The sequence below is a fragment of the Bacillus sp. MZGC1 genome, from assembly GCF_002998605.1.
GTDB lineage: Bacteria > Bacillota > Bacilli > Bacillales > Bacillaceae > Bacillus.
In genome coordinates this window covers 128,767-153,984 of sequence record NZ_PVRE01000003.1, presented here as the reverse complement: position 1 = coordinate 153,984, position 25,218 = coordinate 128,767, and the positions used below count along the sequence as shown (strand labels likewise).

The window sequence follows — 25,218 nt, the reverse complement described above, 5'->3', positions numbered from 1 at the left end:
CAATCAAAGATGAGCGGTTTTACAGCGTTAAGTGAAGCAGAATTAAATGACCTATATGCAGCACTACAAAATGAGTACGAAACTTATAAAAGTAAAAACTTACACTTAGACATGTCTAGAGGAAAACCTTCACCAAAACAGCTCGATTTGTCTATGGGCATGCTCGATGTTGTGACATCAAAGGATGCGATGACTGCTGAAGATGGCACAGATGTGCGAAACTATGGCGGCTTGACAGGGCTTCCTGAAACGAAGACATTTTTTGCAGATGTACTCAATCTGAAGCCAGAACAAATCATCATCGGCGGTAATTCCAGCCTTAATATGATGCACGATACCATTGCCCGTGCCATGACTCACGGCGTATATGACAGCAAAACACCTTGGGGAAAGCTGCCAAAAGTAAAATTCCTTGCACCAAGCCCAGGATATGACCGTCACTTTGCCATTTGTGAGCTATTTAACATAGAGATGATCACAGTCGATATGAAGGCTGATGGACCTGATATGGATCAGGTAGAAAAATTGGTCGCAGAAGATGAAGCGATTAAAGGCATTTGGTGTGTACCGAAATATAGCAACCCAGATGGCATTACGTATTCAGATGAGGTTGTTGACCGCCTCGCTTCTATGAAAACAAAAGCAGACGACTTCCGCATTTTTTGGGATGATGCATACGCAGTCCATCATCTAACTGATACGCCTGATACGTTAAAAGATATTTTTCAAGCAGTAGAGGAAGCAGGGCACCCAAATCGTGTGTTTATGTTTGCGTCTACTTCTAAAATTACATTCCCAGGATCAGGTATTGCACTGATGGCGTCTAGCCCGGACAATGTAAGCTTCACTCAAAAGCAATTATCGGTTCAAACGATCGGACCAGACAAAATCAATCAATTAAGACATCTTCGTTTCTTCAAGAATCCAGAAGGCTTGAAGGAACATATGAAAAAACATGCAGCGATCATTAAGCCAAAGTTTGACCTCGTTCTTTCCATTCTTGATGAAACACTTGGCGGGAAAGACATTGCTGAATGGCACAAGCCAAATGGCGGATATTTCATTAGTTTAAATACGCTCGATCATTGTGCAAAAGCTGTTGTGCAAAAGGCAAAAGAAGCAGGTGTTACAATGACAGGTGCAGGCGCGACATATCCTTATGGAAAAGACCCGCTTGATCGTAACATTCGCATTGCGCCAACGTTCCCAACACTTGAAGAACTAGAGCAAGCGATTGACATCTTTACATTATGTGTTCAGCTTGTAAGCATTGAAAAGCTGCTTTCTAAAAAAAGTCAGTCTGCTCCAACGGCATAAAGAAAAGAAAACTCCTTGACTGATAACTAGTCAAGGAGTTTTTGTTTTTAATTGGCTGTTTGATAATAGGAAACAGGTTGTTTGGCTGCGCACCATACATCATAGATCGCAAGCTGCACAATATGCGGTTCATCATGATGAATATAGTGCGAGCTGTTCTGCGCCTGAATCCATCCGCTTTGGGATGACAAAGACAGCATCCGTTTATGAAGTCTGAGCCAAGCTTCATGCGCTGGATGAAACAATCGGCTCTTACCTGATGAAATGACAAGGAGCGGCATCATCCCATAATGGGTTTGCTCCTCTTTCATTGTACTTAGCATTTGCTGAAAGTCCTCATGCGTACATTCTGCTGTGAATTGCGCCATATATGAGGTGCGTTCTTCCTTTGATAAAAGCGGCAGGATGACCTGTTCTTGCTCCTCACTTGCTGGGTCTAACATCACCATGCCAATGACGTCATCTCCTCTGCGGCTTGCCCATAACCGGCTGACAAGAGAGCCAAATGAGTGAGCCACAATGAGAAAGGGCGGCTGAATATTGGCTTCTTCTAGCAGCGCATCTAAATCATCTGCAAGATCATGCAATGTTCTTCCTTCACTGCTGTCACTGCTCTTTCCATTTCCTAATCGATCGTATAAGAAAACCCCAAGCTCAGGATCAATATCGCGGACCATATTCGACCACGTATCACCCGAAATGCCGTAGCCTGCTTCAAAGATAATGGTGGCTTGCCTTTTGCCTTGACGATGTTTTGTATAAAAATGATGTCCATCTATATGATACATTCTTTCAATCATTGCCGAGTTCATTCTTCCATCTCCTCTAAGTGGTTCTTTAGCTAAAAGACGGCACAAAAGGCTGATATGTTTCTCTTAAAAACAAAAAAGATGCCTATTTCAAAAAATAGACACCTTTTTTCTATGAGCTTTTACCAAGCGCGATCATATTGACGCGGGCCTTCGATAGATGTACGAAGTTCTTGAGCAGCTGTTTTTGGAAAGTATGGATCCCGTAAAAATTCTCTGCCTATAAAGATTAAGTCTGCACGCTGATTTCGTAAAATTTCCTCTGCCTGTACACCAGATGTGATCAGACCGACTGCCCCTGTTTGAATACCGGCACCTTCTTTTATTTTTTCTGCGAAGGTCACTTGGTAGCCAGGGAATGTGTTGATTTTCGCCTGTACGACAGCGCCTGAGCTGACATCGATTAAGTCGACACCTTGTTCCTTCAGCCATGTAGCAATGCCAATGTAATCTGCAATATCAAGTCCTTTTGTCGTGTAATCAGAAGCAGACACACGGACAAATAATGGTCCGTCCCATACTTCATTGACTGCATCGATGACTTCTCTTAAGAAACGATAACGGTTCTCTGGTGAACCGCCATAGTCATCTGTTCGATGATTTGCCAGCGGTGAAAGAAATTCATTGATCAAATAGCCATGCGCCCCATGAATTTCAATGATGTCAAAGCCGGCCTTTTTTGCTCGGACAGCTGCATCCTGAAACGCCTGAACGGTATCTTTGATTTGATCGATAGACATCTCGGCAGGGGTTTTAGACTGTTCATCAAATGGAATGCTTGATGGTGCCAGGATGTCACCACCTAGTTCAGCCTTACGCCCTGCATGAGCCAGCTGGATAGCTGTCTTGGTTCCGTATGCTTTGATTTGTTCGTTTAATGAAGCAAATCCTTCAATGTGCTCATCACTCCAAATACCGAGGTCTTGATCACTAATTCTTCCCTCGGGAGAAACAGCACTTGCCTCCACCATGATCAGGCCAGCCTGACCTTGGGCACGGGAAATATAATGCGTAAAGTGGAAAGGCTGTAATTTCCCATCATGGTCATAGGATGAATACATACACATCGGGGACATCACGATGCGGTTTTTCAGTGTAACACCTTTTAATGTCCAAGGTGAAAAGAGTTTTGTTTCCAAATACCTTCGCCTCCTCATGGCTTTGTATAGCCGATTATAACAGCCATTCAAACTTTCGTCATAAAAGGTGCTCAAAGAATATAGCTTTTATACGCGTTTTTGTATAATGGAGAGATAGAGACAACAAAGGGGGAAAAGGGATGAAATGGCAAACAGAGAGTGAACTAAAGGAACTGCTCACCGCTCTTATGCAGTATGAAAGCATATCGGGTACAACTGGAGAAGTCGCGTTAGCTGAATATTTATATTATTTGCTGAGGGAGCGGCCTTATTTCAAGCAGAACCCTGATCATTTGGCTTTGCATCCGATGAAAGATGGCCGGTATTATTTAACGGCGCTTGTAAAGCGCAGCACGCTGCCACGTACCGTTTTGCTGCTTAGTCATTTCGATGTCGTCGATACAGAAGATTACGGTGAATTTCAAAACATGGCATGCAAGCCAGAAGAGTTAATGGCGTCATTTTCTCAAAAAAGTGCGCTTCTCCCAAAAAGAGCAAGAGAAGATCTAGCTTCAGGTGACTGGTTGTTTGGAAGAGGTGCCATGGATATGAAAGCAGGTCTTACTGTACAGCTTTCTATGCTGGAAAGAGCGATGACAGAAACCTTTCATGGAAATGTCCTGCTCGTCACAGTCCCTGATGAAGAAGTGAATTCTCAAGGAATGCTTGAAGCTGTTCCGAAACTAAAGGAGCTTAAGGAAAAGCATGACCTTGACTATACCGCGTGCTTAAACAGTGAGCCCATGTTTGAAAATTATCCAGGTGATGAACACAAATATATGTATACAGGCAGTATAGGGAAGGTGCTGGCCGGATTTTTCTGCAAAGGAATTGAAACGCATGTAGGAGAGCCATTCTCAGGCTTAAATGCGAATTTTATGGTATCTGAATTAAACCGGCTGTTAGAGCTGAATAGTGATTATTGTGAGGAAGTAGACGGTGAAGTCACGCCGCCGCCCACCAACTTGATGCAAAAGGACTTAAAAGAAGCCTATTCCGTTCAAACACCTCACACAGCTGTTTCTTTATTTAATGTGCTGATGATGAATCGTTCAAGTGAAGAACTGCACGGGCTTCTCTATGACACTGCGAAACGAGCAGCAAACGAAATCGAGGCAAATCTCAAACAGAAAACAGTTGAATTTCAGCGCTTTAAACCTTTTACACCGATTGATACGAAGATTACGGTTCTCACGTATCATGAGCTGTATCAAAAAGCTGCAGAACGCTCAGGTAAACAGGAGGTTGAACGCATTGTTAACTATGCGTTCGCCAATCGAGGTGAGCTTGGAGATCGTGATTTTTCAACCAAAATCATCTCTGAGCTGACTACGCTTTGTAAGGAAGAAGGGCCGCTGATTGTTCTATTTTATAGTCCGCCATTTTATCCTGCGGTTTCTTCAACGGAAGATCCGCATATCCAAGCAACCTTAAAGAGGATTCAAATAGAGGCAAAAAAGAGTTATGGACTTGAAATAGAAGAAGTGAAATATTTCCCCGGATTGTCTGATTTAAGTTACTTACAGCTCGAAAAACAGGAAGTAGGTCATTACACGACCAATATGCCGCTTTATCAAAAAGGCTATTCTTTACCGGAAGGAGAAAAGGGAGCACTTTACGTTCCAGTTATTAACGTGGGGCCATTAGGAAAGGACCCGCACAAATGGACAGAGCGGCTGCACATCCCGTTCTCATTCGGCATTTTGCCAGAATTACTAGAATCAGCGATTCATGCTTTGTTAGAGAAAAAGTAAGTATATGATGAAGAGCCCTATCGTGATGATAGGGCTTTTATTTTTAAATAGACGATCCATCGACTTAGATAGAGTATGATAAAGAATAAGACTTACACTTATTTGAAGGGAGATTGTGAGGATGAAATGGAAACTGGAAAATTAACAAAAACAGACATCATTACATCGCTTCAGGAAAGTATCCGTGAACTAGAAAAGCTAGTGGAAACATGTGATGAGCACACGCTAGATCAATCTTTGGGAGAGGGCAAGTGGTCGATCAAGCAAATCGCAGGGCATTTGTATGATACAGAAGAAGTCTGGTCAGAGCGGATAGAGCAGGCGATATCAGATGAGCAGACGCCTTTTCAATCGTATGATCCTGAAATATATGTGAAGGAAAGAGGCTATGAAAGGTATAACGAACAGGAGATCAAAGCACTGATCAAACGATTGAAAGAGAGAAGAAACAACACACTTCATCTATTAGAAAAGGATACATGGGAGCAATCGGGTGTGCATCCTGAAGAAGGGGTGATGACAGTGCAAATATTAGCTGAAACCATCGCTTTACATGAACAACATCATCTGGATCAAATCAAAGCCATCATGTCAAAGAGTGAACGATAGCAGTATGTAAAAAAGCACCTGTCATCAAAACAGGTGCTTTTCTCTATCATTTATACGTGCTTGCTGAAAACATTTCGTTTAATTCTGCTGCGCGTTTTGTTGCCGTTTTAACACAATCGACAACGGCTTCTTCAAATTGATAGGCAGCAAGTGTGTTCAGGCCGGCTTCTGTCGTTCCGCCTTCACTTGTGATTTCTTTGCGCAATTCAGCAGGTTCTTTACCGCTGCTTTGAAGCATGTTGGCGGCGCCCGCAATCATCTGGCAAATGAGTAACTTCGCTGTTGCTTGGTCCATCCCAAGTTCCGAGGCGCCTCGCTCCATTCCTTCAATCAAATGATAAATGAAGGCAGGGCCGCTTCCTGCAATAGCTGTAACAGCATTCAGCTGTGATTCATCCAATACCGTCACATGACCGATCGTTTCAAACAGCTCGATTGCTTTATTCTTTTGATCCTCTGTCACTTCTTGACTTACGGCAATGCCTGTTGCTGATTGCTGAATCGCCGCTGATGTATTTGGCATTGCGCGAACCACCGCAGTCTTCTCGCCAGCATAGTGCTGAATCGTTTCAATGGAGATGCCAGCTAAAATCGAAATGATCAACTGTCCTTGTAAATGAGGCCGCACATCAGATATCCCGCTTTCCGCATCTTTCGGTTTTAAAGCAAATACGAGAATATCCGCTTCTTCATAAATAAAAGAACGAGAGAAATCCGTTTTGACCCCATAACGCACCTTTAATTCTTCTAGACGTTTTTCATTCGTTTTGTTTGTGATAATAATATCTTCATTTGACATGATGCCGCTTTTTAATAAACCTTTTATCATCGACTCTGCCATCGAGCCTGCGCCAATAAATCCAATTTTACTCATAAGCTGCTCCTCCTTGTAGAAAATAAAAAAACCTCTCGCCTGAAAAGGACGAAAGGTTTTTCGCGGTACCACCCTCAATTAGCATGCAGACATGCATACTCAGCTCTAGTCCCTTAACGCGGGAAACGTTTAGGTTTGCCTAACAGCTCAAAGGGCAGGTTCAGCAAATAAGAGGACGGTGAGGCCTTACAGCCGGCGGACCTCACTCTCTTTCATCATTATTTTGCTTACTAATCCTTGTCATCGCGCATCTTATATTTGTTGTTCATTATGCAACGATGGACAAGTTTGTGTCAATAGGGACAGATAAAAAAATTGACCGCCTAAACCGCATGACAGTCTGCCTTTTGCAAGATACAATGAATAAAGAAGACAGAGTTACAATGAACCATGAGTCAAAAAGCAGGAGATGACATATAAAAGTGAAAGAAGACATCATTCAATTATCCATCCCTACACCGTTTGCTGTTGGGGATGTACATGCATATATATTAAAAGGAGAAGCCGTGACCTTAGTGGACTGCGGGCCGATGACAGAAGAGGCGGAGCACGCCTTTGTCGCGCAACTACAAGAGCATCGTTTATCGATAGACGATATTGATCAAGTGGTGTTGACCCATCATCATGCAGATCATGTCGGTCTTTTAAATCTGATGAAACCTCATGTCCGTGTAATCGGACACGAGTTAAATGAGCCGTATATTAGCCAGGACCCTGTGTTTAAAGAGCGTCAAATTGCTTTTATGGAACGCTTTTTTCAGCAGTTAGGTGTGCCGCTTCGTCAAGGTGAGTGTGAAAGAATCGTGAAGCAATCTTATACATATTCCTGTACTGCACATGTAGATGACGTCATCAAAGAAGGCGATCGGTTGAAAGAGCATGAACACTTCTTCGTGATGGAAACACCGGGACATGCACAATCTCATCTTTCCTTTCTAGATGAAACAACGGGCCATTTCATTGGTGGAGACCTGCTTTTGACGACCATTTCCTCAAACCCGTTAATGGAAGCGCCGTTTGAAGGGGAGGAACGCCAAAAATCGCTGCTTCAATATAAAGCATCACTCAATCGATTATTGCATCTGCCAATCAAGACGATTTATCCAGGACACGGTGAGCTCATTACCTCTCATCATGAATTGATCGAAGAAAGATTTAAGAAACAAGAGAAACGGGCAAATACGATGTATCAGCTGCTCAAACGAAAAGAAATGACTGCCTTTCATCTTTGCCGCAAGCTATTTCCAGTGCTGTATGAAGAGGCCTTATTTTTAACGATGTCGGAGACAGTTGGGCAGCTGGATGTCCTCTTAGAAGCCGGGCAAATTGAAGAAGTGCAAAAAGACGGAATTCTCTATTACAGGGCAAACTAAGGAGTGAAACGCATGGGGAGATTAACAGGAAAGAGGATATGGATTACAGGCGCATCTGGGGGCATTGGTGAAAAAATGGCGTACTTGGCAGCAGAAGAAGGCGCAGAAATCATTATTTCAGCAAGACGAATCGAAAAGCTGACGGGTGTAAAAGAAAAGATTATGAGTGCTGGCGGGGTGTGTCACATCGTGGAGTTAGATGTCAGTCACCTTGAGGACATTGATCGCGCATATCAAGAAGTGGGGGCTGTTGATATTTTGGTTAACAATGCCGGTTTTGGTGCGTTTGACCTCGTTGAAGATGCGTCCATTGAGGAAATGGTGTCGATGTTTGAAGTAAACGTGTTTGGCTTAATCGCCTGCACGAAAAAGGTCATTCCAGAGATGAAACAAAGAGGACAGGGACATATTATCAATATTGCTTCTCAGGCAGGAAAGATTGCCACTCCGAAATCAGCCATTTATTCGGCATCAAAGCATGCCGTCCTTGGATTTTCAAACAGCCTTAGAATGGAGCTGGCAGACCTCGGCATTCACGTCACCACGGTGAATCCAGGACCGATCGCCACTGACTTTTTTACCATCGCCGATCGCAGCGGTGAATATGTGAAGAATGTTGAATTCATGATGCTTAGTGCGGACAAGGTGGCTGGGAAGGTCGTATCCGCCATGATGACGAAAAAAAGAGAGATTAATCTGCCTGGATGGATGAACGCTGGCAGTAAATTGTATCAATTATTCCCGTTTTTATTTGAAAAAGCAGCATGCAAAGCGATGATGAAAAAATAACAAAAAGAAACCGGTCGTGAGCTGGTTTCTTTTTTTGAGATAAGACGCCATTTTGACCGTCTTTTTATCTCCGCCTTGCCGCTTGCTGAAGCGGGTCCCACACACTGTTAAAAGGCGGGGCATAGCTAATATCTAAATCTTCTAGATCTGTTATGGTCAGCTGTTGGTAAAGGGCTGTTGCCATCACATCGATCCGTTTATCTACACCGTTTCTTCCGATGATTTGGGCACCGAGCAAGGTGTAGTCATCACTTCTGTAAATCAGTTTGACTTTCATTTTCTGCGCATCTGGAAAATATCCAGCGTGATCCGTACTGTCAATGGTGATGGTGGAATAAGGAATGTCAGCTGCTTGTGCTTCCTTTTCTGATAAGCCCGTTCGTCCCGCTGTCATGCTCATAAATTTCATGACTGCTGTTCCAGTCACGCCTTGAAACGCCCGGTTTGTTCCCGTCATATGAAAACCAGCGATTCTTCCTTGTTTATTCGCCGTTGTGCCGAGCGGAATATAATCTAGTGATTGTTTGATGCGGTGATAAGTTGCTGCGCAATCCCCGGCAGCATAGATGTCTTTTACATTGGTTTGCATGTATTCGTTTACAACAATGGCGCCATTTGGAAGACGCTTGATTCCTGTTTTGTCTAAAAAGGATGTTTGCGGTGTGACGCCGATGGCCATGATGACCATATCCGTTTTAATGGTTTGTTTGTCTGTTTGAACAGCTGTTACATGTGACTCGCCCTCTAATGTCTGCACGGTTTCCCCAAGTGTCACGTGAATACCTTGGGCATCCGCCTCTTCTTTCAGGTGCTTCGCCATATCGGGGTCAAAGCCCGGACCTAGTGTTGAACCCCGCTGAATGATATGTACTTTTTTTCCCAGCGCTTTTAAATTTTCAGCCATTTCTAAGCCAATATACCCGCCGCCAATGATGGTGACATGTGTGATATTTTGTTTTAAATGGTCTAAAATGGACAGCGCATGCGGAATGGTTTTTAATACGTGTACGCCTTCTAGCGGCTGATTGTCTAAACCCAGTGTGACGGGGCTTGCTCCTGTCGCAATTAAGAGGCGGTCAAAGCTTTCGGTAAATGGTTCTTTTGTTTTCGTATGATGACCTGACACCGTTTTTTGCTTTGGGTCAATGGAGGTCACGTCGTGTAAGCATCTAGCATCAATTCCATATTTGTCGCGAAAGGTTTCAGCGCTGCGTGCAATCAGCTTGCTGTGATGATCAATGAGACCGCCGATCAAGTAGGGAAGGCCGCACTGTCCATATGAGAAAATCTCTCCTTTTTCAAAAGCGACAATATGTGCCTCTGGATCCTCTCTATATATTTGCATAGCACAGCTCATTCCTGCTGCATCTCCGCCAATCATCACATATTTCATTTGGTGTGCTCCCTTCTATCTATCGAACTGAATACTCTTATTTACCCTCATTTTCCTTTTTTTAATGCTTTTTTTCGCAAAAGAAGCAAACTTTAGTTGAAAAATAAAGACAGCGCCTTCATTTTAAGCTACAATCGGATTATCGTCTTTTTGGTTACGAGTTTAGTGAAGATTGGTGGGAAAGACTTTGAGTGACACGCGACTAGATTTTAATACTTTATATACACGGCATACAAGAGAGGCTTGGTCTGCACTTGGGGAATATATGCCGGTATCTGTTTCAGAAGAGGAAGCGAGAGCACTTCAAGGATTAAATGACTATTTATCGCTTGAAGAAGTTCAAGATATTTACATACCACTTATTCGTTTTCTGACATTGCATGTCTTTGCAGAAAAACAAAAAAATCAGCATGTGAATGCCTTTTTAAACTACCCGCATCATGCGAAAATCCCTTTTTTAATTGGGATTGCTGGAAGTGTGGCTGTCGGGAAAAGTACAACGGCTCGTATCATTGAAACGCTTTTATCGAGACTTGGAGATGGGCTGAAAGTGAGTCTTGTGACAACAGATGGCTTTTTGTATCCTCAAAAAGAATTAAAGGATCGAGGACTCATGGAAAAGAAAGGCTTCCCGGAAAGCTATGATGTCAAAGCCTTGTTATCTTTTTTAAACGAATTAAAATCAGGCAAACAAACTGTTCATGCCCCGGTATATTCGCATCTGACCTATGACCGGCTTGAAGGGGTGTATGAAACAGTGGAGGATGCCGATATTGTCATCATTGAAGGAATCAATGTGCTGCAATCCCCAGCGCTGGATGATCTGAAGGATGAACCGCGTGTGTTTGTATCAGATTTCTTTGATTTTTCGATTTATGTAGATGCTGCTGAAACGCAAATTCAATCATGGTATAAAGAACGGTTCCGTTTGCTAAGGGAAACAGCTTTCCAAGACCCTGAATCCTTCTTTCATCAATACAAAGATTTGACGGATGAAGAGGCAGATCACATGGCAAGCACGATTTGGAATACCGTCAATCGCCCTAATTTATATCAAAATATTTTACCGACAAAATATCGAGCCGATCTCATTTTGAAAAAAGGTGATCAGCATAAGGTGGAAGAGATTGCTATCCGCCGAGTATAAAGAAAAACCGCTCAAACGAGAGCGGTTTTTTTAATGATCTCCACTGACTTTAACAGCGACCGCAGCTGCGGATCGCTTTTTCAGGCGGTAGTATCCAATGAGTAAGAACGGGACACCTGCGATGGTGACCATCGACAAGACTGAAAAAATGGAGAAGGGATGGGCTGCGCCAAAATAGTCAATGCACAGTCCGCCGATAAATGGTCCGATGACGCTGCCGAGCTGAGAAAATCCCATCGCACCAAAGTACGATCCCTTTACTTCTGGCTTTGCCACATTGTCTACAAAAAGATCCATCATCGCAAACAGCAGAACCTCTCCAATTGTAAACACGACAATGATGAAAGCAAGCATGCCGAGACTCTGTGAAAAAGCAATAGCAAACAAACTGCCGGCAAGAAGAATATTCCCAGTGGTCAGCGACAAAATGGTGGAGTAGCGCTTGGCGATCATGATGAGCGGATATTGTACGACAATGACAACAACTGCATTTAAAGATAAAAGGTATCCAAACAGTTTCGGACCATCCTCAATCATAGGCGAAGCGGATAAATATTGAGGCAGCGTTGAGCTCAAATGCGAATAACCGAACGAACATAAGGTCACGCCGATGAGGATAATGCTAAAGACCGTATCTTTTTGGATAATGGAAAGGGCTTTTTTGACACCAATTTGTTTCGTGCTTTCTGGAGCAGCAACTGGATGTTTCTGAAATTGCCAGACCAGCGTTAATCCGTATAACAAGTAAATGAAGGCAGCAACGAGAAATGGGAACGTTGTTTTCGATGACCCGAGATATAAGCCAAGAAGAGGACCGAAGATGACCCCTATGTTAATGGCTGTATAGCGTAAATTAAACACAAACAACCGAATACTTGATGGGGTGACATCAGATAAGAGCGCCTTAGATGTTGGTTCAAAAAGTGCCCGGCACAGTCCGTTTAAAGCGTTCATGATAAAGAAGACCCAAATGGCATCTGCAAATGCAAAGCCAACAAAGACAAGTGACCAACCGAAGATCGATAGAAGCATGACCTTTTTTCTGCCGATACGATCAGAAATATATCCGCCGTAAAAACTCGCAACGATCCCAATCAGAGAGCTAACGGCAATGATTAATCCAGCAGAAGACGCTGAGGCGCCTTTGACTTGTGTCAAATAAACGGCCAAAAAAGGAATGCTCATGGACGTCGCCATTCGGCCAAATATGGTGCCGATGATGATCGTCCAACTAAGCGGATGTAACGTACGTAAGTTATTTTTCATGCTGTTTCTCCCCTGAGTTTGTAAGATGTTCCAATCATACATGAAAAATTGTGCAAATTAAATACACAATTTGATGGAGGAGACATCTGCCATATGGCAAAGAAGCAAGATTGGCTCGCCATTTGGAGGTTTGCTTTTTGCTGCCAGTGCTTCTATGTCACTGATTCGCGCGGTCATTTGGCGAAAATTTAATCAAGGTCGATCGCGACGATTTGCTGCAAGGACAGGTTGAGAACATCCTCATCATTGACGATTTTTATGCGCTGCGTTTCATAATGAATGGCTTTTACCCAGCCCCAAAACTGCTCTTTCATACCTGCTGCGGCATATGTCACGTAAATCGCTTGATCCTCGGTAATCGACTGTGTGATCAAAAAATTCATTTCCTCCAGTTGATCGGTGCTCAGCGGGGGAGGGGTGTACTCTTTTTTCTTCCGTTTTTGAGCAAGCAGCTGCTCCCGGTGCTCTGGAAGCATCATTCGGCTTGATTCCCACATGAGGTTGTATCCAGGTGTTAATTTATTGGGATTCATGGCTGTTCGCCTCCGTTATTTGTAATGTCCGCCAATTTTTTCGGCGCGGTGATACGCCTGCCCTGCGCTTGTCAGTGACGAAGCGTGCAGCAGGGCAGCAGGTCCATACTTCATGTGGATCGCATCAAATACTTTGCTGAGTTTGTCTTTTTGAACATGGTGATCAAATAAAGTCAGCTGATATTGGCTGTCAGACTGCAGCTGTGAGAGAGTAATCCCCACACTGCGAATGGGCTGGCCATCCCAGTGCTGCTGGCATAGCTGAATGGCTGCGTCTGCAATATCTGTCCCGTACTGTGTAGGTGAATGAAGCTTGATTTGTCTATGAAATCCAGTCGGATGAGAAAAATCAGCGCCTCTCACGCCAACAGACACTGTTTGCCCAAGATAATGCTTAAAGCGTGCACGTCTTGCCACTTCTTCACTCAATTCAAGAAGAGCGACTTTGATATCCTCAAAAGACGCATAATCATGGGGAAGAGTCATATGATGTCCAACCGCTTTTTGCTGATCATGTGTGTGAATGGTGACCGGAGAGGGATCATGCCCTAAAGCTGTTCGCTGCAAAAGCTCTCCGTTGATTCCCCAGCGTTTTTTAAGCCGGTCTAACGGATAAGCAGCAAGCGTCCCAATGGTACTGATGCCCATTCGTTTTAAATGGTGCTCCATTCGTTTGCCGACGCCAAATAATTTTCCAATCGGAAGCGGCCATAAATCAGCCGCAACACTGTCTGTACGAAGTTCATAGATACCAGATGTGTTTTTTTTAGCAAAATGGTCACAGGCCATTTTAGCGAGCACTTTATTAGGACCGATGCCAACACGTGCGTAAATGCCAGTCTGGTTCATAATGGTTGTTTGTATATTTTGAGCGATCTCGCGGGGAGAACCGAGTAGTGTCAGACTGCCTGTAATATCAAGAAATTGTTCATCAATTGAATAGGGTTCGACAAGATCTGTGTATTGTTCGAGCAGCTCTGTTATCATGACAGAGATATCAAGATAGCGCTGCATACGGGGGCGTACGACGACAGCTTCGGGGCATTTCTCCTGCGCTTCCCATAATCTTGATGCATTTTGTACGCCTCGTTTTTTAGCGAGCGGGCAGGCGGCAAGTACGACCCCGCTCCGCCGCTCAGGATCTCCAGAGACGATGAGCGGCACATCCTTCAAGTGGGGAGCCTCCACTTTTTCGACTGACGCATAAAACGATTGCATATCCACAAGCAGAATGGCTCGTTCATTCATTATTTTCACCTCTTAGAACATATGTTCCGTTTATATTGTAACCGTCAGGAGGCGAAATTGATACTGGTAAATCATTCAAAGAAAAGAGTGTAAATCCATACAAAAAAGACGAAGTGTCTTCCACTTCGTCTCATTTGATGCAACATTATTTTAAGCATGTGCCAAGTTGTGAGATGTTTGGAGCGGCTCAGAACGCAAACGATAGGCCGTCAGTTTTTTCTTAGGCTTATGTGTAAACTGCCGCACCACATCCACGTGGTCATCGTAATGATACAGATAAAGGGTCACATCATGTTTGCCAAGCTTTGTTTGCATGGTAAGCGGCGCAGGCCCTTCCTGCGGATGAAGAAAACGCTCTTCATCACCAGGATAAATATAATAGCGTTCAATAAAGATCGCATCATTAAAATGTTGAATAATTTCAGATACTTGCTGATCATTGAGCGGACGATCTTCAAACATGATCGTTGTTTGATCACTTGTTACTTTTGCATGCACCGCATAACGACTAAAAAGGCGTTCCACAACACCAGAAGGCAGCGAAGTGACAAGAAGCTTTAAAAGACTAAACACAACAAGTGAAGTAACAATCCAAACCAATATCATCATCTCCAATAAACATTTGTTACATTTCCTATATGAACCATCTTAACATACCAAAAGAATGAAACTTTCGCACAAAAAGTGAACTTTTTGAAATAAGTGTGAAGATTTAAAAGGAGATGACGGCGAAAGAACGAAGAATCAACAAAGCTGAAAGGAAAAAAGGCTGACACGTGATCTTTACAAACAATTAATCGAACAGGTAGACTATTGAAACAACAGTTTTTTAAAAAAAAGAGAGCGGTAAGCCAAAAATGAAAAGGGGCGAGGTCATCATGATACGTCAAGTGAAGCCGTCAGATTTTTACGCCGTCACATCCGTCATCCAAAGCTGGTGGGGAGGCAGAGATTTGCGCGCAAAATTGCCGAAGCTATTTTTTGAACATTTTCAGCAAACAAGTTTTGTCGTCGTTGAAAAAGGTGAACTTATTGGCTTTTTAGTCGGTTTTTTATCGCAATCTCATTCAGATGAAGCGTATATTCATTTTGTAGGTGTACATCCAGACCATCGGAAATTAAAGATAGGAAAAATCCTATATCAAGCCTTTTATGATGTGGCAAAACAGGAAGGAAGAACAACCATTAAAGCGGTAACAGCACCTGTAAATAAAGTATCGATTGCCTATCATGCAAAATTGGGCTTTCAAATTGAAAAAGGGGACAAAACTGTAGAAGGAATCTCCGTGTTTTCAGACTATGATGGAATAAATGAAGATCGTGTTTTATTTGTGAAAAAATTAGAGGCAATGCAATGATTGTCAATTTAGATCAAACAATAAGTGATGTAGCAAAGCAGATCTTACATATTCAACTAGCTGCATACCAACAAGAAGCTGAACAAATTGGCTATGCCGATCTCCCACCATTAAAAGAGACCATTCAAGATGTAATGAAAGCAAAAGAGCAATTTATTGGTTTTGAGCAAAAGGGAATCTTACTAGGTGTTGCCTCTTATGAAGAGCAGAAAGATTATTTGATCATTAGTCGATTGGCTGTACATCCAAAAGCGCTAAAGCAGGGTATTGGAACAAGACTTATGTCCACAATTATGGAGAAAAATGTCCCTATAGAACTGACCACAGGGCAAAAAAACACCCCTGCAAAAAGACTATACGAAAAGTTAGGATTTCTTGAAACAGATGTGATTCATGTTGCAAAAGAGCTCACCTTATCAAAAATGAAATGGAGACCAAGGCGAAAGGTTGAGGTTGTCGAATTCAAAAAAGAGTGGCATGAAGAATTCCATCAAGAAAAGCAGCAACTCAAGCAAATCATTCAAAAGAACTGGATAGAAGGACATCATATTGGTAGTACGTCAGTTGAAGGGCTTGTTGCCAAACCAATTATTGATATCTTAATAGAAGTAAGTCATATAAAAGAGATCGATAGAAAAAGAGAGAGCTTTGAACATCTTGGATATCAAGTGCTAGGTGAAAATGGCATAAAAGGGAGACGTTTTTTTCAAAAGGGTGGCTTGAATCGTACGCATCATGTCCATGTTTATGAGAGAAATCACCCTGATGTGAAAAGGCATTTATTGTTTCGAGATTACTTAAGGGCCCATCCAGAACGAGCTGAAGCGTATGCGTCTGTCAAGGAACAATTAGCAAATCAGTATCCGGAAGATATACAAAGCTATATGGCAGGAAAGAATGAAATCATAAAAGAAATAGAAAATGAGGCATATCACTGGGATAGAGAAGGAAGAGAGGAAGCTCTTAAATAAGCTACCTCTTTTCCTCGTTAATTAGGAAGCTGAACATTGCCTTTTACAATATAGGCCTGTGAAGCAGCAGTAGATGGAAGAGCGGGTAATTTATCCTTTACTATGGCCCCGCGAATATCTGTGATTCGAACAGGAAGAGATTTAGACCCCATATTAAATCCAAGGAAATGGTTGTAGTCTGTCTTTTCCATGTTCACCCATTGTCCATCTTTGTAATATTCCATTTTCATAATCGGATATTTATGATTGCGCACTTGAATCGCAGCCCACCACTCACTGCTGCCTTCTTTTATTCTGTAAGCTACATTTCCGCTAATCGGTGCTTTTACAATTTTCCAACTAATTGGGATTTTTCCATCTGCCATATTACCGATTTTGGCAAAGGCATTAGGAGAAAGATCAAGAGCTCCTTTTGCTCCTTCTGGATATTTATCGGTTACATACACAACGGTTTTTCCTTTTGGACCCTTTACTTCAAGGTAAGCACCTGCAAGTGCCGCATTTACCCCTTTATAGTTATAGTCATGAGGATTTAAAGCCGTAATTTTCATGTCAGATGGAATAGGATCTAATAATGCGGCGCCCCCTGAGTAACCAGATCCCGTATAAGTCGCATAGCTTTCTCGTACTTCATCAAGGACAGATGCCGCTTTCATGTTTGGCACAGCAAAACTCAACATAAATATCAGTGCCCCGATGAAGCAGAGAGATAATCTTTTTTTCACGATCTAAAACCTCCTGTTTATTCTTTTAAAATTGGTAGCGTCATAAGTATAATTCTAAAAAACAAGAAGCGAAAAGAGCCAATAGATAGATATAATCCTAGTGAGAAGAGCGTGTATTTCAAAGAATATGACTTTCGGATTTAGTCGTGTGTCATGTTTTATGGTGTTTTATGTGTTACAATGTAAGCATCAATTTAAAAAGGATGTTCGCCATGTATATTCACATCACAAAACTGGCTAAAACATATATAGAAAAACAGCAAATAGGAAACGAAACTAAGGAATTACTGCTTCGCTACGATTCAGAAGGTTGTGGCTGTGCAGTGAGTGGCGTACCAATGCTTTGGTTAACAAGTGAAAGAACAGGTGAATGGGAACAACTGAATAATAGCCAACATTTAAAACTATATATACACATTGCACAGAAGGTATTTTTTGATGAGGAAATGACCATCGATTTTAATGAAAAAGCCAATACATTGATGCTGAAAAGTCCTCAGCAAATACTCAGTCCAAGAATGGGCATACTTGTAAAGTAAGGTGGAAACGTAGTGGATCAGAAGCTTAGAGTGATACAAAACACGGCACAAAATAAAACATGGGTGTCGTTTTTAAATAACAATCATCCCTATACCCTTTTGCACTGGTCAATAGGTGGAATGGATTCGGTGAAAAAGGACGTTTGGCTTCTTCAAGATGAAGTCACATTTGAAACGGAAGAATTTCCAACGCTCGAATTAGCTGTCAATTGGATCAAAGAGAATATGGAACAGGTAACAGATGTATTATAAAAGCCCTTTTTTGACAAAAGGGTTTTTTTCGTGCCTTCATCATCTCATCAAACAGCAGGGATGTCTAATCTGAAAAATGATCTTTTAAAACGCAAAAAAACCGTTTTATAACAACCAATTCGACAAAATGAGAAAAATAGAAATGAAAAAATCGTGGTTATAAATGCCGAAAAATAGGCAATGAAAGCGTTTATTGCGGGATACCGAAAACTTTGCGAAAAATGACATTTCATATTTCTTCCATTCGAGGGAATGTGATAGAATACAACATGTATCGTATATGAGAAGGGAGGTGCTAAAGTGAATTGAAGCTCAAGCTGTCATCGCCTCAGGTTGGAATCAAAATAAACGAATGGTATAGGCAGATTTGCGGATTTCATGTCATGAAAGCAGAGAAGCTGAAGGCCGAGATCGAGCAGGAAATTCTGGAGATGGAACAGGATCAAAACTTGTTGCTGTTTTACCAGCTGATGGATTTTCGCCATAAGGTGATGCTTGAATATTTTGAACCGGCAAAGAAAGCCTCAAACGATGAAGAAATTAAGAACCTGCTAGAAACGATCGAACATTCGCAAACGAAATTAACGGACATGCTTGAATACTATGTTCATTTTTTCACAGGAATGTTTGAGTTTGAACAGCAAAACTATTTAAGTGCCATTGCTTATTACCGTTCAGCAGAAAAAAAGCTCAATCTTATATCAGATGATATAGAAAGAGCAGAATTTTACTTTAAATTAGCTGAAATATACTACCACATGAAACAAACCCACTTTTCGATGCACTATGCCTTGCAAGCGTTAGATACGTACTCTGCCTACAGAACGTACACGCTGAGAATCATCCACTGTGAATTTGTCATCGGTGCAAACTATGATGATTTGAAATGCTATGAACATGCATTACCCTACTTTAAAAATGCTCTAAATCGAGCACGCTCAATTGGAAACCCTCGAGTCATAGGTTCGGCCCTTTTCAACTTAGGTAACTGTTATTACCAAATGAACGATCTTGCGGAAGCAAGCCGTTATCTGAAAGACTCTCTTGAAGTGTTTGAAAAGGAGAATTTAACCCATCTTAATCGCTCTCTAGACCCACTATTTATGCTGACCCAAATCCTGTTTAAACAAAAACAAATAGAAGAGTCGTTAACCCTCTATCAACAAGGTATTATGAAAGCCTGTGAATTAGAAGATGAAATTTACATCTGCAAATTTCAGTTCTTAAAAGCATTATACGTTGATGCAGAAATAACGATCATAGACGATACATTAGACCTGCTCGAGGACAAGCGCTTATACCCAGATATTGAGGAATTGGCACTTGATGCGGCTCATTATTACAATGAGCTTGGACTGTATGAAGCATCTACACGGTTTTACGAAAGGAAGATTCAAGCCATATCAAAAATTCAAAATGGGGGTCATTTATATGAAAACGAGTTTGATAGTTCTTTTATTGGCAGCAACTGCAGGATTATCGGTCATGAGTCAGCAGCAATCGGAAGAGAGTCATATGGAGCTGGCGGGCAGACATCATACAACAGTGGTGACTATCGCATAAGTTAGCTCAAAAAGAGGAGACGAACCGCTGTTCATTCTCCTCTTTTATCTTCATTCGATTCAAATTGTTGAAGAAATCCTTGAACTTCTTGTTCATAAGCTGCCTTATTTTCGCTAAAAGACATCGCATGTGCCCCGTGCGGCGCTATAAATAGCTGTTTATCACCTTTTTTTCGAGCATATAGCTGCTGACTCTGCTCGCATGGAATATAGTCATCATGAAGACTATGGATAAAAAGCACAGGTTCTTTCACCTGATCGATCACATCCAGCGGTGAAACTTGCCGAATGCTGTATCCATCCCGCCATTTTAACACTCGATCACTTAGTGGAAGAATCCATTGCCCTGAAAGACGAAAATCTGTTTTTAATCGATAGAGAAGCTGATCCTCAAAAGAAGCAAAAGGACAGTCAGCTATGTAAAAATTGGCGCTTGCTTCCGGCTTTGCAGCATATAACAAAGTCGTGACTGCACCCATTGATTCTCCATGTATGCCGATAATGGCATTTTCCCCGAGTCTTTGTCTGAGCCACTTCACGACCTGCGCTAAATCTTCTTTTTCATAGTATCCATAACTCGTGGTTTTCCCGCCGCTCATTCCATGTCTTCTATGATCATAAAGCATCACATTCCATCCGAGCTTTTGGAATAATTTCATATACTTAACGGAATTAATCAAACTGACTGTGACGCCATGACAAAGTACAATGGTGCGTGTTGTATGTGGATGCGGCACAAAATAGCCATGAAGATCATAACCAAATGCTGAAGGAATACACACTTTCTCTTTTTTAAGCTGTTGAAACTCTTCGTGATGATAGTGTCCTTCATCTGATTCTCTTTTGATGAGCTCTTCATCCGTTAATTTTCGAATATACATCATTTTATTGGTGAAAAAAATGCCGATTGCAGCGAGCGGACATAATATCAAGGCAAGTATAGCGATCCATTTCTTCATCCAGCTGATTCTTCCTTTCCGAAGTTTTTCCTATGACGATCATACCACATGTTGGGAGATTGGCGTGACTCTTGCTCAGCAAATAAAACGAATGATACACTTAGGACAAAAGGAGAGAGGCACGATGAAAAAGACCAATCAAGAACAAGCGAAATTAAAGGACGGCATAAACGAGGATCTTAAACAGCAGCTTCTTCAAATGAAGCAGAACCTTGCCGCCCAGACAGAAAAAAGAGAAGAACAAAAACGACAAGACCTCCTTCGGCAGCAGAAAGAAAAAGAAAAAAATAAAAGCTTCTCCGAGCTGCTAGATGAAAGTCATTTGGACTGGAGAAAATATAAAAGCTAAAAAAAGGGAGCTCTGATGCTTCCTTTTTTTCATGTCATCATTGAGATTGAGCAACAGAAATGAACTTGTTCAAAACATAGGTGCTTTGAGAGCAGACTCTTCTGACTCCTTCGAATTTCACTTCATTTCAGCTTCGTGACAATATGATTTAAAACTAAATCCCATCACCTATTTTATACGTGATCAAAATAGAAGAAACGGGAGTATTGATTTATTAAAATCCCTTTTTATTACAAATATAGTAATTAAGACCCTTTAAATAAAGGAGCATTCTTCTTATAATGAAGATGCATTGAAAAATTTGGAAATGGAGATGATTCACATGAAATTGAGAAGAACAATGACTGGAGTTGCTTTATCTTTAGGATTGCTTTTACCTGTTTCTGGACAAGCTCTTGCTACAAATGATTCAACGGAAGCGGATTTTCGTACGTCGGTGACTACAATTGTTGATTGTTCTGTAACTCCTTTTAAAGGTGGAGGTAATCGATTATGTATGCATTCAGATAATGGCGTATTTGCAAATAATTTTCAACGTTTTGGTACTACATTTCACCTTAAAGGCAAAGCCGGAAATTATGCGTATTATGAAAGTGCAAATAGATAAGAGTACAGGGGCTTTTAGCCCCTTCTCATTTTTAATAGAGAAAAACACGATAAAAAAGAGATCACATAAAGCGATCTCTTTTTATCTTATTTAAACCGGTGCGCCTCATACACAGATGGTTTTGTATAGTAAGTCAATGCTTTTACTTCTTGGTCACTTAAAGAACGTGCATTTGCCGCTGCAACATTTTCTTTTAACTGTTCCACCGAGCTTGCGCCAAATACAACGGAACTGACCGCAGAATGCTTAAGCAAATATTGAATGGACAGCTCTGTGAGTGATAGGTCATAAGCGACTTTCTTTAAAGAAGGAATGACCTGCTGGAGATCGTCAAATGAATATTGAAGATAGCCGTTTTTTTGAATCGCTGCACTTGCTTGCGAAAGTGGTTTTTCAGTTAAAAGCCCTTTTGCTAAAGGTCCTCTTGCGACGACACTAATGCCTTGTTCTTCAAGAAGAGAGAACCATTCCTCTGGACGGCGGTCGAGTAAACTATATTGCATCATCACACTGACGATGTTCGATTTTTTGGCGTATTCTTTAATGACGTTTGGACGGATAGAAGAGATGCCATAATAGCGAATAACGCCTTCTTCCACTAATTCTTCAAAAGCCTCAATCGTTTCATCGATAGGATCATCTATCGTGCCTCCGTGCAGTTGGTATAAATCAATATAATCTGTTTGCAGCCGCTTGAGGCTTTGTTTCACGGCCTTTTTTATGTACGCCTTTGAAGGGTCCCAGTCCCAGCCAGATTTGCCTTTTTCAAAGCGGTTGCCGCCTTTTGTGGCCAAAATCAAATCTTGCCGCCTGTTTTTAATAGCCTCCCCGACAATTTCTTCATTTGTCCCAAAATCATATAAATCGGCTGTATCCAAATAATTAATTCCAAGGTCTATAGCCTCATCTAATAAAGAGAGCGCTTTTCCTTTTTCCGTTCCAAGGGACATACATCCTAGTGCTGCCTCACTCACCAAAAGATCCGAGGTACCAATTCGTCTTTTTTTCAATTCCATCACACTCCTATCCCTTCACATTAAGTGAAAAAAATCTGGAATTCAAGCTAGGTGATTTCAAGTGGCGCATTGAAGCAAGCGTTCGCATTTCGCTTCTCCTAAATCATCTATGTTAAAATGAATGAAGTAAAAAGTGAAAGTAGAACGAGGAGCTGACAAAATTGAAGGACTTTGAAGAAAAAACATTATCGACTAAAGAATTATATAATGGAAAAATCATTGATTTGGTTCTTGAAGATGTAGAATTGCCAAACGGAAAACAAGGCAAACGCGAAATCATCAAACATCCTGGTGCAGTAGCCGTCATTGCTCGTACAGACGAAAATAAAATCATCTTGGTCAAGCAATACCGTAAAGCACTAGAGAGAGCCATCGTTGAAATTCCGGCTGGAAAATTAGAGCCAGGAGAAGAGCCGGCACATACAGCACTGCGAGAATTAGAAGAAGAAACAGGGTACACCACTCAGCAGCTCCAAAAGCTGACGGCCTTTTATACATCACCTGGTTTCGCAGATGAAATCGTCCACATTTATCTTGCAGATCAGCTGGTTCCGCTTGAAGAAAAAAGAGAGCTGGATGAAGATGAATTTGTTGAAGTGATGGAAGTTTCATTAGAAGAAGCCTTGCACCTCATTGAAAAGCAGCACATTTATGATGCAAAAACAGCCTATGCCATTCAGTACTTACAATTGCAAGAGGTACTTAAGTCAACAAAATGAGGGAGTTTTTTGCAGACATCCATATTCATATTGGCAGAACCAGAACAGGCAGAGCTGTTAAAATTACAGGTGCAAGGTCACTGACAATTGACCAAATTCTCATTGAAGCAACGCAAAGTAAAGGGATGGGGATGATTGGTGTGATTGATGCACAATCTCCAGAAGTCCTAGAAGAATTAATAGAGGGTGTAGAGGAAGGCAAGTACACTGAACTAAATGATGGCGGTCTATCATTTGGACAGACCGTGCTGCTTTTAGGCAGTGAATTAGAAATTAACGATAACCATTCAAAAGGTCCAATTCACGTGCTTGCATTTATGCCCACACTTCACAAAATGTCTGAGTTCTCCGCATGGCTCGCGCTTCATATGAAAAATGTGCATTTGAGTTCACAGCGCCTCTATGTTGATGGGAAAACACTTCAGCGCAAGGTCAAGGAGCTAGGAGGCTTGTTTATTCCTGCTCATATTTTCACGCCGCATAAAAGCTTATTTGGCAAAGGAGTCAACACGTCTTTAACGGAAGTATTCGACCCAGACCTCATTGATGCTGTTGAACTAGGTCTTAGCTGCGATACGTCAATGGCGTCCCAAATAAGTGAGCTGAACCGTTATCCCTTTTTAACGAATTCAGACGCTCATTCTTTAGGGAAAATTGCGCGAGAATATACAAAAATCCGAATGGATCATGCCTCTTTTGCCGAATTCAAACTAGCCCTTGAAGGGAAAGAGGGAAGAGCCATTACAGGAAATTATGGACTCGCTCCGCGGCTTGGGAAGTACTATCATACAACCTGCGAGAAGTGCGGAGTAAGACCTCGCGCGCTAGATCAAGAAAAGTGCCACGCATGCGGACATACCCGGATGACAAAAGGGGTGAGTGAGCGTTTAAAGGAGCTTGCTGACCAAGAAAGTGACAAAGGAACAAGACCTCCTTATGTTCATCAGCTCCCGCTTCAATTTATTCCGGGTGTCGGAGTCAAAACGCTGGAGAAGCTAAAAGCCGTGTTTCACACAGAGATGAATATCCTTCATCAAGCAACAGAACAAGAACTAAAAGCTATCCTGCCAGAAAAAACAGCCAATTACATCATCAAAGCAAGAAAAGGTGAAGTCGAACTGATCGCTGGCGGGGGCGGAGTGTACGGTAAGGTGGATATCAATCATGAATCAAGTTAACTGGACATGTCAAACGTTTGACCAATTAACAAAAGAGGATCTTTACCTAATTTTAATGGAAAGAGTCAATGTGTTTGTTGTTGAACAAACATGCCCTTACCCTGAAATTGATCACCGGGACCAAGAAGCGCTTCATCTGTCTGCAAAAGAGGACGGCACGATTGTGGCTTATTGCCGAATTTTTCAAAGCGGAATCATGTACGAAGAGGCGTCCATTGGCCGCGTTCTTGTGACGCAGGCAGGCCGAAAAAAAGGCTATGGAAAAATGCTGCTCAGCAAGGCTTTGGAAAAGCTGAGTGAATTAGGTGAAACAAGTGTCAAAATTCAGGCGCAGGCCTACCTGAAGTCGTTTTACGAATCATTTGGTTTTAAGGCCGTTTCAGATTGTTATGATGAAGATGGGATTCCTCATCTTGATATGGTGAAAACAGAAAGATAGGCGTGTATACGTCTATCTTTTTTATGTCACATCGTGTATCATAACGTCAACGAAAGGGGTTTTGCCAAATGGGAAAAAGCAATGCAAAGAAAAAACGAGAACATATTGAAAGGCAGCACAGCCGAAACCCGGAACTGTCGAGAGGAAACATGCCGCATTTTAGCACACATGAAAGAAAGACAAAAACAAAACAAGAAGCCTTGCAGCACATGATGAAAAAACATAAAAGAAGGAATGCTTATGATCACTTTCAAGAGGATCATAAGCATTTTTATTTTGCTTTTTTGTGACAA

The 25,218-nt window shown here is 41.8% G+C and carries 28 protein-coding genes and 1 other annotated feature; of the genes, 17 read left to right on the top strand and 11 right to left on the bottom strand.

The window, feature by feature from the left end:
* Positions 1-9 precede the first annotated feature (9 nt).
* Positions 10-1,317, top strand: coding sequence for an aspartate aminotransferase type Ic (locus tag C6Y06_RS10165; RefSeq protein ID WP_066030694.1), 1,308 nt, complete (start codon positions 10-12; stop codon positions 1,315-1,317).
* 47 nt (positions 1,318-1,364) lie between these two features.
* Here C6Y06_RS10165 and C6Y06_RS10160 read toward each other — a convergent pair whose 3' ends face one another.
* Together C6Y06_RS10160 and namA are read right to left on the bottom strand one after the other, a co-directional pair.
* Positions 1,365-2,129: an alpha/beta fold hydrolase gene (locus tag C6Y06_RS10160; protein WP_106036845.1), complete on the bottom strand. Its 765-nt coding sequence runs from the start codon at positions 2,127-2,129 to the stop codon at positions 1,365-1,367.
* A 119-nt stretch (positions 2,130-2,248) separates the two neighbouring features.
* On the bottom strand, positions 2,249-3,265 hold the full coding sequence (gene namA / locus C6Y06_RS10155; RefSeq protein WP_095285364.1) for an NADPH dehydrogenase NamA: 1,017 nt from the start codon (positions 3,263-3,265) through the stop codon (positions 2,249-2,251).
* A 140-nt stretch (positions 3,266-3,405) separates the two neighbouring features.
* Between namA and C6Y06_RS10150 the strand changes: the two genes are divergently transcribed.
* Together C6Y06_RS10150 and C6Y06_RS10145 are read left to right on the top strand one after the other, a co-directional pair.
* Entirely contained in the window at positions 3,406-5,019 is a 1,614-nt protein-coding gene (locus C6Y06_RS10150) for a M20/M25/M40 family metallo-hydrolase (RefSeq protein ID WP_106036844.1), read from the top strand.
* Between the two features lie 126 nt (positions 5,020-5,145).
* Positions 5,146-5,628: a DinB family protein gene (locus C6Y06_RS10145; RefSeq protein WP_106036843.1), complete on the top strand. Its 483-nt coding sequence runs from the start codon at positions 5,146-5,148 to the stop codon at positions 5,626-5,628.
* 46 nt (positions 5,629-5,674) lie between these two features.
* On the opposite strand, the gene proC is transcribed toward C6Y06_RS10145, so the two are convergent.
* Positions 5,675-6,502, bottom strand: a complete 828-nt coding sequence (proC, locus tag C6Y06_RS10140; protein WP_106036842.1) for a pyrroline-5-carboxylate reductase — start codon at positions 6,500-6,502, stop codon at positions 5,675-5,677.
* Positions 6,503-6,543: 41 nt separating this feature from the next.
* Positions 6,544-6,755, bottom strand: a binding site (T-box leader).
* A 169-nt stretch (positions 6,756-6,924) separates the two neighbouring features.
* Here proC and C6Y06_RS10135 point away from each other — a divergent pair.
* Positions 6,925-7,875, top strand: coding sequence for an MBL fold metallo-hydrolase (locus tag C6Y06_RS10135; protein ID WP_106031027.1), 951 nt, complete (start codon positions 6,925-6,927; stop codon positions 7,873-7,875).
* Between the two features lie 12 nt (positions 7,876-7,887).
* Positions 7,888-8,664: an SDR family NAD(P)-dependent oxidoreductase gene (locus C6Y06_RS10130; RefSeq protein ID WP_106036841.1), complete on the top strand. Its 777-nt coding sequence runs from the start codon at positions 7,888-7,890 to the stop codon at positions 8,662-8,664.
* A 64-nt stretch (positions 8,665-8,728) separates the two neighbouring features.
* Here C6Y06_RS10130 and C6Y06_RS10125 read toward each other — a convergent pair whose 3' ends face one another.
* Entirely contained in the window at positions 8,729-10,057 is a 1,329-nt protein-coding gene (locus tag C6Y06_RS10125) for a CoA-disulfide reductase (RefSeq protein WP_106036840.1), read from the bottom strand.
* 187 nt (positions 10,058-10,244) lie between these two features.
* Here C6Y06_RS10125 and coaA point away from each other — a divergent pair, with 187 nt between their 5' ends.
* Positions 10,245-11,204 (top strand): type I pantothenate kinase, encoded by a 960-nt coding sequence (gene coaA / locus C6Y06_RS10120; protein ID WP_034661193.1) that lies wholly within the window; start codon positions 10,245-10,247, stop codon positions 11,202-11,204.
* 30 nt (positions 11,205-11,234) lie between these two features.
* On the opposite strand, the gene C6Y06_RS10115 is transcribed toward coaA, so the two are convergent.
* The 4 genes from C6Y06_RS10115 to C6Y06_RS10100 all read right to left on the bottom strand — a co-directional run bounded on the left by C6Y06_RS10115 (position 11,235) and on the right by C6Y06_RS10100 (position 14,851).
* A complete protein-coding gene (locus C6Y06_RS10115; RefSeq protein ID WP_060596786.1) occupies positions 11,235-12,470 on the bottom strand; it encodes an MDR family MFS transporter in 1,236 nt (411 codons plus the stop codon).
* 188 nt (positions 12,471-12,658) lie between these two features.
* Positions 12,659-13,003: a YolD-like family protein gene (locus tag C6Y06_RS10110; protein ID WP_034661189.1), complete on the bottom strand. Its 345-nt coding sequence runs from the start codon at positions 13,001-13,003 to the stop codon at positions 12,659-12,661.
* A 15-nt stretch (positions 13,004-13,018) separates the two neighbouring features.
* Positions 13,019-14,251: a DNA polymerase IV gene (locus C6Y06_RS10105; protein WP_060596784.1), complete on the bottom strand. Its 1,233-nt coding sequence runs from the start codon at positions 14,249-14,251 to the stop codon at positions 13,019-13,021.
* Between the two features lie 150 nt (positions 14,252-14,401).
* On the bottom strand, positions 14,402-14,851 hold the full coding sequence (locus C6Y06_RS10100; RefSeq protein ID WP_034661187.1) for a YfmQ family protein: 450 nt from the start codon (positions 14,849-14,851) through the stop codon (positions 14,402-14,404).
* Positions 14,852-15,129: 278 nt separating this feature from the next.
* Here C6Y06_RS10100 and C6Y06_RS10095 point away from each other — a divergent pair, with 278 nt between their 5' ends.
* Positions 15,130-15,609: a GNAT family N-acetyltransferase gene (locus C6Y06_RS10095; protein ID WP_034661184.1), complete on the top strand. Its 480-nt coding sequence runs from the start codon at positions 15,130-15,132 to the stop codon at positions 15,607-15,609.
* Positions 15,606-16,580, top strand: coding sequence for a bifunctional GNAT family N-acetyltransferase/GrpB family protein (locus C6Y06_RS10090; RefSeq protein ID WP_106036839.1), 975 nt, complete (start codon positions 15,606-15,608; stop codon positions 16,578-16,580). The genes C6Y06_RS10095 and C6Y06_RS10090 overlap by 4 nt, the downstream gene beginning before the upstream one ends.
* 17 nt (positions 16,581-16,597) lie before the next feature.
* On the opposite strand, the gene exlX is transcribed toward C6Y06_RS10090, so the two are convergent.
* Positions 16,598-17,260 carry an expansin ExlX gene (gene exlX, locus C6Y06_RS10085; protein WP_223251448.1) on the bottom strand — a complete coding sequence of 221 codons (663 nt, stop codon included), beginning with the start codon at positions 17,258-17,260 and terminating at the stop codon, positions 16,598-16,600.
* Positions 17,261-17,517: 257 nt separating this feature from the next.
* On the opposite strand from exlX, the gene C6Y06_RS10080 reads away from it, so the two are divergent.
* The 3 genes from C6Y06_RS10080 (at position 17,518) to C6Y06_RS10070 (ending at position 19,664) form a co-directional block, all read left to right on the top strand.
* Entirely contained in the window at positions 17,518-17,844 is a 327-nt protein-coding gene (locus C6Y06_RS10080) for an iron-sulfur cluster biosynthesis family protein (protein ID WP_060596780.1), read from the top strand.
* A 12-nt stretch (positions 17,845-17,856) separates the two neighbouring features.
* On the top strand, positions 17,857-18,096 hold the full coding sequence (locus tag C6Y06_RS10075) for a YqkC family protein (RefSeq protein WP_003215790.1): 240 nt from the start codon (positions 17,857-17,859) through the stop codon (positions 18,094-18,096).
* A 305-nt stretch (positions 18,097-18,401) separates the two neighbouring features.
* Positions 18,402-19,664, top strand: coding sequence for a response regulator aspartate phosphatase (locus tag C6Y06_RS10070; RefSeq protein WP_034661176.1), 1,263 nt, complete (start codon positions 18,402-18,404; stop codon positions 19,662-19,664).
* A 26-nt stretch (positions 19,665-19,690) separates the two neighbouring features.
* Here C6Y06_RS10070 and C6Y06_RS10065 read toward each other — a convergent pair whose 3' ends face one another.
* Complete coding sequence (locus tag C6Y06_RS10065) at positions 19,691-20,617, bottom strand: alpha/beta hydrolase (protein WP_106036838.1); 927 nt, start codon at positions 20,615-20,617, stop codon at positions 19,691-19,693.
* A gap of 124 nt (positions 20,618-20,741) precedes the next feature.
* Between C6Y06_RS10065 and C6Y06_RS10060 the strand changes: the two genes are divergently transcribed.
* Both C6Y06_RS10060 and C6Y06_RS10055 read left to right on the top strand, forming a co-directional pair.
* The gene (locus C6Y06_RS10060) at positions 20,742-20,966 is read left to right on the top strand and encodes a YqkE family protein (protein ID WP_034661172.1); all 225 of its coding nucleotides are present in this window, start codon (positions 20,742-20,744) and stop codon (positions 20,964-20,966) included.
* Between the two features lie 322 nt (positions 20,967-21,288).
* Positions 21,289-21,573, top strand: a complete 285-nt coding sequence (locus C6Y06_RS10055) for an LCI fold-containing protein (RefSeq protein WP_066030702.1) — start codon at positions 21,289-21,291, stop codon at positions 21,571-21,573.
* Positions 21,574-21,659: 86 nt separating this feature from the next.
* On the opposite strand, the gene C6Y06_RS10050 is transcribed toward C6Y06_RS10055, so the two are convergent.
* Positions 21,660-22,583 carry an aldo/keto reductase gene (locus tag C6Y06_RS10050; RefSeq protein WP_060596776.1) on the bottom strand — a complete coding sequence of 308 codons (924 nt, stop codon included), beginning with the start codon at positions 22,581-22,583 and terminating at the stop codon, positions 21,660-21,662.
* A gap of 167 nt (positions 22,584-22,750) precedes the next feature.
* Between C6Y06_RS10050 and C6Y06_RS10045 the strand changes: the two genes are divergently transcribed.
* The 4 genes from C6Y06_RS10045 to C6Y06_RS10030 all read left to right on the top strand — a co-directional run bounded on the left by C6Y06_RS10045 (position 22,751) and on the right by C6Y06_RS10030 (position 25,215).
* Positions 22,751-23,308: an NUDIX hydrolase gene (locus tag C6Y06_RS10045; protein ID WP_060596775.1), complete on the top strand. Its 558-nt coding sequence runs from the start codon at positions 22,751-22,753 to the stop codon at positions 23,306-23,308.
* Positions 23,305-24,486 carry a TIGR00375 family protein gene (locus tag C6Y06_RS10040; protein WP_060596774.1) on the top strand — a complete coding sequence of 394 codons (1,182 nt, stop codon included), beginning with the start codon at positions 23,305-23,307 and terminating at the stop codon, positions 24,484-24,486. The genes C6Y06_RS10045 and C6Y06_RS10040 overlap by 4 nt, the downstream gene beginning before the upstream one ends.
* On the top strand, positions 24,473-24,925 hold the full coding sequence (locus C6Y06_RS10035; protein WP_034661163.1) for a GNAT family N-acetyltransferase: 453 nt from the start codon (positions 24,473-24,475) through the stop codon (positions 24,923-24,925). The genes C6Y06_RS10040 and C6Y06_RS10035 overlap by 14 nt, the downstream gene beginning before the upstream one ends.
* Positions 24,926-24,993: 68 nt before the next feature.
* Positions 24,994-25,215: a hypothetical protein gene (locus tag C6Y06_RS10030; protein ID WP_106031040.1), complete on the top strand. Its 222-nt coding sequence runs from the start codon at positions 24,994-24,996 to the stop codon at positions 25,213-25,215.
* Positions 25,216-25,218 lie beyond the last annotated feature (3 nt).